Annotated in this window: 2 protein-coding genes and 1 pseudogene; all 3 read right to left on the minus strand. The window is 53.5% G+C overall.

Annotated features, from left to right (window positions below; translation table 11 throughout):
• Window positions 1-58 precede the first annotated feature (58 nt).
• A complete protein-coding gene (locus tag OO184_RS24035) occupies window positions 59-325 on the minus strand; it encodes a hypothetical protein (protein WP_265381333.1) in 267 nt (88 codons plus the stop codon).
• 213 nt (window positions 326-538) lie between these two features.
• Window positions 539-805: a hypothetical protein gene (locus OO184_RS24040; RefSeq protein ID WP_265381332.1), complete on the minus strand. Its 267-nt coding sequence runs from the start codon at window positions 803-805 to the stop codon at window positions 539-541.
• Between the two features lie 731 nt (window positions 806-1,536).
• Window positions 1,537-8,457, minus strand: a pseudogene (locus OO184_RS24045) (hemagglutinin repeat-containing protein); the annotation flags it as partial.

Raw genomic sequence — 8,457 nt, forward strand, 5'->3', positions numbered from 1 at the left:
ATACATCGCTTTTTTACGGAAATATTACCGGAACTTGCCGGGAGGCTGTCGTGCCGTATTAATGACAATTTCCAGATTCTGAATCCTGCATCTTCAAGTTAAGCGAGTATATATATAAATAAATAGAGCTTCTATCATTATAAAACTCCAACATTTTTACCATTTTCGTAAAAAGTGGTACAAAACCTTCTTCATGATTTATATTTAGTAGCTCCCAGCTTACTGCTTCAATATCCTCTGTTGTAATAAATAAAGAATTAAAATCAGTAATATCATTATCTTTACGGATATCAGCAGCATATCTAACTATCATATCAATAGTCATAGTGATTCCCTTTTTCATCATTAAAGTCAGGTCCTCTATTTTGAAGATCATTTACTCCAAAATCATGTCCTTTAGCATCGTCCCTAATTTGTTGCGTATTATCACAATGGATTAATACTGACTGAGTAGAACAAAACAGCTGCCCAAACAATCTCAAAAAAACCGTACCTCTTGAACTAGATATCCGTTCAAGAGGTAAGAAATTACTTGGAATTATCCTATATTACTCAAAATATTTTTGATTATAGATATTACTGATTCATCCAGCTGTTTTTCATCAACTGTATAGGTCAATAGTTCGATCTCGTTCTCTGCATCAAATAAAATTGTGCGAAACCACTTTTCTTCAAGTGCAACCACTTGATTTTCTGCTTTATAAATCTCTAACTGAATATCTTGTATTGTTATCTTTCCTTCAAGAAAGTCCTTACAAGATCCTTTCAGACACTCAATTATTTCAGGGTAAAGCCAATCATTCATTTTGTACTCCTACGAAGAATTGTCACAACTACATTGCCATTTTTCTCAGTAACGACACCGACATCACCATTCCAATATGTTGTCCGAGTAATACCATTAACAACATTATTTTGTGGAGTACCATTTTTAATTACATAGTCTACGATATTAGGTGTCACATTTCGACCAGCTCCAGTTGTTCCAGATGGTGAGCCGAGACCGGAAGGTTGCATTCTATCCACAGCATGTTGTGAGTAAAGACGATCGCCAATTTTGGCGTATTGCCGTCCATCAACAGTAGTTTTTTGATAATGTTGCCATGAATTCCACTCTAATTTTTCAGAAGGATTTGTCGTCTTATTTCCAGCAATATTTTTATCAGCCAGAGAACTTCCTTTCCCCCCAACTAATTCCGTTGATTGGTATTTACTTAGAGACAAATACATTTTTGCTGCCGCAAACTGTATCAGTTTCGCTTCACTGTTGGGTATTCCACCGGCAATAATTTCCGCCGCTTTCTGTGGCGTCATCTGCTCATTTGATAACACGACATCCAACGGAACACCAAAAAAGTTACCCCACGCAATAATCAAGCCTTTTGCCGGGTCCTGACCATCGGGGACTTGTCCTTTCAAGTAGTGAGTTAAGGCTGCGTTTATTTCTTCGGGTGTTGCCCCAGACTGGACCATTTTTTGAGCCAGTGAACCCGCGCCTTCAAAATGTTTAGCACCTTCGGAACCAAACAGATTTCCCATGCTAAGGGCATTATTGTCCACCGAATTCTTCCCGGCCTGTGCCCCGGTAACGGCGCTCCCGGTAGAGTTACCGGCAATGCCGCCGGCCAGCCCGGCTGCCAGGGTAGAGAGGGTGCTGATGGTCTGTTTCTGCTCCTCCGTTAACTCACTGACTTTGGCCTTGTCGCCGTAAAGCTGCTTAATCAGTACCTGAGCCGCCAGTTCACCGGAAGCGGCGCCGGCTGCACCCGATAAGGCATTATTACCGCTCACCTCCGCCGCCACTGCGCCTAAAATCGCATGGGCCAGCGTATTGGTGGCGATATCCACCTGATGGGTTTGTGGGTCAGTCGTTAGATCTTTAATCACGCCGGCCAGATACGGTGAAGCACCGCCGGCCAGCGCCTGACCGAGATTATTTCCCGCCAGTCCTTGAATCGCTGCCGTGGCTGCCTGTAACGCTTTCTGGTATTTGCCGCCGGTTCCCAGGCCGGAGTCATTCAGCGCCTGCGTGTAAGCGGTGTCATAGATTTGTTGGTTGATATCCGCCGAAGTCGGGTGTTGATTGCCCCGGTTAACCAACTTTTCTCTGGCATCGGCTTTATCCTGTTCACTGATATGGTCCAGTTTTGCTTGCGCCGCTTTTGTGGCGATAATTTTCCCTTCCGTCCCGGCTATCTCGGTCATCTGGGCGCTGAGTTCGCCAATCAGTTGCGCCTGTTTCAGCCGTTGTTGCTCTTTCTCCTTATCAAATATCGGACTCAGGACATTGGCGGCGTTATCGGTATCGCGACTTAAGTTCGCGGTATCCTGCGTTTGGTGGTCCTTATCTCGGATAATCAGGTTGCCGTCACTGACGGCGGCATGCGTGGTACTGCTGTCATGGCCCTGATTATGGGCCCCCGTCAGCGCATTAACCGCCAGATTATTCAGCACTTGACCGGTGGTTGGCTGACCAAGGCTGACGCCCGCACTCTGCTGTTCAACAGTAAAGTCCGCTTTATTTTGAATATCTTTAAAACCCAGTGTCCCGGTGTTGAGGGTGTTTTTGGTTTTGTCGGCTTGACTCGCTATCACCGCACCGTCCAGTTGGGTGTGGTCGCCGACGTTAACCTGATAACCGCCTTGACCAGCAAACAGCCCAGTCTGATCCTGCACCGAATCGTAATTGCTGTGCAGTTTGTTGCGGCTGGCACTGAGGCTTGCTGTACCGTTGGCGAGGGGCCCCACAGTGGCACTGACGCCCGCGCTGGCATTCTGTTGTCGGCTGTCATAGCGCTGGCTGTCTTGTTCACTACTCAATGACAGATGGCGTTTTACCTCGGCGGTAATTTGCTCACCCTTCACCTGCGCCCCTTTCAGCGTGGTATCCCGGCCACTGTTCAGCTCAACAGTCTGTCCCGCCTGTAACGTGGTGTTATGGTGGCTGACGCCGTTGCCGTTTTCACGGCCGTTGCCCCGACTGACATTAGCCGAAACATTCAGACCGGTGCCCCCCGGTCCGGCGGTCAGGCCCACGCCCAGCGAGCTGCCGTGGCTGCTGTTCTTACCGGCGGTCTGTTCGGTGTTCTGGCTGGATGAGAGCGCAATATCCCGACTCGCATTGAGTTTCAGGTCTTTGCCCGCCTGTAACTGGCTGCCCTGAACGCGGATATCGCCGTTCGAACCTGATGTCCCTTTATTGTCACCGAGCGCCGTTATCGTGAGGTTATCCCCGGCAGTGAGATGGCTGCCCTGTTGGGTGGTCTGACGATACTGCTGTTCTGAACGGGAAGACTGGCGACCATAGGACAAGCTCACCCCGGCCAGGTTGTTATTGCTGCTGTTGTCGCTGCCCTGAGCTTCCGCCAGTCGGGCAGCCTGAGTCGCTTGCACTCCGCTGAGAGCAGCTTTGGTGTTTTGCAGGGCTTTCACTCGCGGGTCGGCAGTCTGTTGCGCTTCATGGGCCGTTTGCGCGGCGCTGTTGATAGCGCCTCCTGCGGCGCCGCTCAGCGCTACCGTCAGGCCGCTCTGTTTTTGTTCGGTTTTTGTCGTGGTGTGATTGCGGTTTTCCGCACTGGTGACCGTGACCTGTTGGCCGGTCAGCGTCAGGTCTTTACCGGCAATCACCTCACTGCCGTGAATACGGAGCTGTTCCCCTGCATTGAGCGCCACATTGCCCTGGCTGCTGCCGACCGTGCTGCCTTTACTCAGCTGGCTGTCACTATCAGTGGTGACTTTCTGGCTGGCCTTGCCTAATGTGAAACCAATACCGCCCGTGCCCATCAAGCCCGATTTTTTCTCCTGCCGTAAATGGGTTTCACCGTGAGATTCTGCGGCGGTGGCGACGGTAAGCTGATGACCGGCGTTCAGGCTGACATCCTGCGTGCCTGCCACATTGCTGCCGCGAATATTCAGGTCTTTACCGGCCTGTAAAGTCACTTTATCGCCGCTAAATGTGGTACTAAGCGCCTGCCGGTCATGCACTTCATCGTGGGTTTCCACTGACGACTTCGACAGCCAGCCTTTGCTGGTTTGCTTACTGTGCTCCACCAAGTCGGATGCGGCGGTACCGGTTGTCAATGTCAGGTTATTTCCGGCCTGCGCCGTCAATTGCTGACCGGCATTGACGTGAGCGGCGGCAGCGGTCAAATCCTGCCCGGCTTGCAGGGTCACCTCACCGGCACCGGTTATCTGGCTGCCGATATCCTGTTGTTGGGTCAGATGGCGATAGTTATCTTTCCCCCAGTCGCCCTGTTCTGTACGGTGCGTGCTCAGGGTATCCAGCGTCAGGTTATGGCCTGCGGTTATTTCGGTGTGACCGTCTTTACCGGCGTTCTTCACCTCACTGGCGGTTAATTGCACATTGTTGATAGCGCTCAGTAATAAGGCGCCTTTATCGTTCTGCACATAAATCCCTGCCGGACGGTCTAACCAACGGTTAGCCTCATCCCCGCGTACAGTCGATGCGCTGGTGATATCGCGACCTGTCAAAGTCACCCGGTCGTCTCCCTGAATCTGGCCGCCCCGGTTGGCGAGCGTCTGTTGAGCCGTCACATCCACTTTGCCGCCGCGAATAAAGCCGCTGTTGGTCAGATTGTTGGCGGTCAGTTGGGTGACGTCACGCCCGCTAATCGTACCGCTGTTGGTAATATCGCCCTGACTGTTAAGGGCCACAGTATTGCCGGCCAGCAAGGCGCCATCACTGCTCAGGTCGCCCTGACGGACACGCGCATACACCTGCGGCACGGTCACCACTTCGGTAGTCCCATCCGGCAAGGTCACGGTTTGGTTCGTCAGCCAGATAATGTCCGAAGTCAGCAGCGCCATCTGCGCCGGACTCAAGGCGACGCCCGGCGTTAACTGTTGCTGTTGGCCAAAGGCAATTCCGGCATCCATCAGCGCTTTAAACTGCGCTTCGTCGTTGTTGTAGCCCGGCAGATAGCGCCGGCCGGTCAGTTGGGTGATTTGGTCCCGCACCAGCCGCTGTTCGTAGAACCCATCCCCCAGACGTTTGTGGACCAGCGCCGGGTCGTGCGTTAACTGTTGCCGCATATAATCCGAGCCCAGCCACTGTTTATACTGGGTAAATTTCGGGTCGGTCTCGACCAGATAGTGGCTGTCGCTGCCCGGCTGCACGGTATACAGGCTGTTATCCGGCAGGCGGGTACTGGGAGTCACCACGCGTATCGCCGGGTCGATTGCTTGCCCTTTGACCGTTTCCGCCAGAGACGGGGCGTCTGTCCCGTTCACCGGTTTGACCGCCGTGGGGGCCGCGTGTATCTGGCCGGTCTGTCGGTCCGTAATTGTGATATCGGTGTTCTGTGGCCGAGTATGGTCCTGCCAGGCCAGCGTTTTCAGGTCAATCGTTTCTACCACCGGCGCGGGGTTATAACTACTGCGACTTTTCCCCTGAGAAGTTTTGGTACCCCGTGCTCTGGGCTTAAGTCGTTTCTTTTTCGCATACCAGTGAGTCTGGCGACCTTTATCGGTGGTAATGCGTTCGCCCTGAGTCGCTATATTGTGCAGTTCGCCGATTTCGCCGTTCAGCTCGCCGCCGGCGACAATTTGGCTGTCGTGATTGGTGACCTGCGCACTGTTGAGCGTGATATTGCCGCCGGCCAGAATTTTACCGGGGTCACTCTGTTTAACCTGCGTTTCATTCACGGTGCGGGTGTACTGATATTCGTAAAAGTCATTACTGCGACTGCCGTCCGGCATGATGGCATCGTGCACGCCGTATTTATTGTGGCGGGAAGTGTCCACTTGCGACCAGTCATAGCGGGTGGTCTGGCCGCTCAATACCACATCGTGATGTTGCGATTTTTCCGTTTCGACGACCTGAGTCACCAGACCGGCGTTGGTGTTGTTAATCTGGTCGGCCTGAATCTTCAAATTATTCCCGGCCTCAATTGTCGCCGCGTGGTTATTGAGCTCATGGGCCTGACCGGTGGCTGTCAGGCTGTTGTCCAATTGGCCGCCGATATGCATATCGCCTGCGCTGTAAATCTGGGCATGGTGACTGTTATTCAGTGTTCCGGTGCCGATATCCAGTCGGTCACGCGCGGCAATCACGGCGGCTTTGCCGTCCTGTGCGCTGTTATTCAAGGTTCCCGTCTGGAGGGCAAGCTGGTCGCCGTAAATGCGCCCGGCGCCGGTATTGTTCAGGGTGTTGGCTGTGAGATGGGTCAGACCGCCGTCAATCAGTCCGGTATTGTTCAGCGTATCGCGGACCTTGATTTGCGTTTGCCCGGCGCTGATTTCACCGGCGGCGCTGTTGGTGAGATTGCGGGCGTCAAGATGCAGCGCCCGACCGGCTTTTATCTGGCGGTCATTGCGGAGATTGCCGCTGGTTTTCAGGGTCAGATTACCATTGGCCGCGGTGTTGCCGGTATGGTGAAAATCCTCGGTTAAGGTGACCGCCATATCGCCCTGCGATAACAGTTGGCCGTCACCGCTGAGAGCTTCGGCGTTAATATCCACCTGTTTCCCGGCAATCAAGGTGCCCTGTTGGTTGTTAATCCTCAGATGCGGTTGCTGAGTTTCGCTGTTGATAGTGAGCTGTTTGCCGGCGGAGACCAGTCCCTGAATATTATTCAAGGTCTGGCTGATATTCGCTTGCAGGCGGTTAGCTGCCCGTAAAGCCCCCTGACTGTTATCCGCCTGTTGGGCGTTGACCGTCAGGTTGTGCGCTTCCAGTCCTTTATCCGTCTGCGCCGTGTCACGGTTAATCAGGCGAGCGGTGTTCAGACTGAGTTGCGTGCCGCCACGGATAAGGCCGCCGGTGTTATCGGTTTGGGTCTTCACATTCAACACGGTGTCGCCCACGGCCTGCACCTGTCCGCGACGATTGTCGAGCTGGTGAGTGTTCAGAGTTAACGTGTCCGTGGATAACAATTTGCCGCCCCGGTTATCGGTCTGCGCCTGTCGGGTGTCAATAACCAACTGGCCGCCTTGCAGATGCCCCTGACGGTTATCCAGCGGGCCGCTGGTCACGGTGGTTTCCCCCTCGCCAACGATTAAGCCGTTTTGGTTATCCAGTAACTGCCCGTGGGTGTCGATACGGAGGGTATTGGCGGATTGTAAAGTGCCGTTGCGGTTGGTGAGTTGTCGGCTGTGAATGTCCAGCCCCCCGTTACCGACTAAATTGCCTGCCCGGTTATTTAAGGTTTCTTGGGCTGTCAACGTCAATGCGCCATTTTCGGCCGCAATGATATTGCCGTGACCATTATCAACGGTTGTCGCCTTAAGGTTCAGGTTACCGTTACCGGCAATGGTGCCGCGCTGGTTATCCAGCAGCCGAGTGGTAAGGGACAGCGTATCTTTGCCGCGTTGTTGCATCACACCGTGTTGATGGCTCAGGGTGTCCGCATTGATAGTAATCTGCCCGGCCTGCGTTTCGGCGTGGTTCAGTTGCAAATCACCGGCTTGTATCGTCAGGGCGCCGTTGGTGAGCAGTTTGCCCTTATTGCCCAGCCAGCGTTGGCTGTTGAGTGACAGTTTCCCGTTACCCGCCAGTTGCACTGTGCCCTGGGTGTTATCTGCCTGATGCGCGGTCAAATGCAAGTCCTCGCCCTGACTGGCAATATTGCCCTGATGGTTGTCGAGCGTGTCCGTGGTAATCGTGAGTTGTTTGCTCTGGCTGAACAGGGTACCGCCACGGTTATTCAGGGTGCGAGTGTTAAGCGTCAGTTCACCGGTACCGGTCTGGTTAATTTTTCCCTGCTGGTTGGCGATATCCGGCGTCGTGAGGCGGATTTCCCGCGCCACTAACTGGCCGCCGTTGTTGTTTAACTGGCCCGGCGTTTTCGCAGTCAAACGGTTTGCGTTAACGGTGGCGCGAGCGGTACTTATCCCCGATTGGCCGGCGGTGAGTTGAATCTGGCTAGCGGCGGTCTGGCTGTCGCTCAGGTCAATCTGTTGACTGTGGACGGCCAGCGTATCGGTTGCCAGATTTTTCCCATTGACCTGAACGTGTTGCGCCGTCAGGGTCAATGAGCCGGGGCGGGTAGTGTTGCCCTTATCATCCAGTCCAGCGGCCCAGACGCTGTCATGGCTGCTGTGTATCGTGTTCGCAGTGACGGTGGTATCGCTGCGGGCCTCTACCCGGCCCTGATTCTTTAACGCGCCGCCCGCCTGTAAATTCACCGATGATTGTGACAACAATTTGCCCGCGTTAGTGACATCGGCAGACGACGTTAATTGCAGCCCGTCACGGCTGCTGATGGCGCCGCGATTTTCTATCCAGCCATCGGCGGTAATATGCACGTCCCCGGCTGAGGCCCCGATATTGCCGGCATTATGGACGCCCACCCCCGTTTCGGTGCCTATTAGCCTAATTTTATGGGCATACATGCCGCCCAGTGCCGCCACATCCAACGCAAACTCCGGGTGCTTCTCATTGTCTGTCGATTTTTTCTCAATCTGTTGATGCGCCACATCCACAATATTGCGCCCGGT

It is taken from the genome of Photorhabdus aballayi, from assembly GCF_026153155.1.
In the GTDB taxonomy this organism is placed as follows: domain Bacteria; phylum Pseudomonadota; class Gammaproteobacteria; order Enterobacterales; family Enterobacteriaceae; genus Photorhabdus; species Photorhabdus luminescens.

Coding starts and splice junctions, on each gene's coding strand:
- OO184_RS24035 (WP_265381333.1), bottom strand. CDS start 325: ATGACTATTGATATGATAGTTAGATATGCTGCTGATATCCGTAAAGAT.
- OO184_RS24040 (WP_265381332.1), bottom strand. CDS start 805: ATGAATGATTGGCTTTACCCTGAAATAATTGAGTGTCTGAAAGGATCT.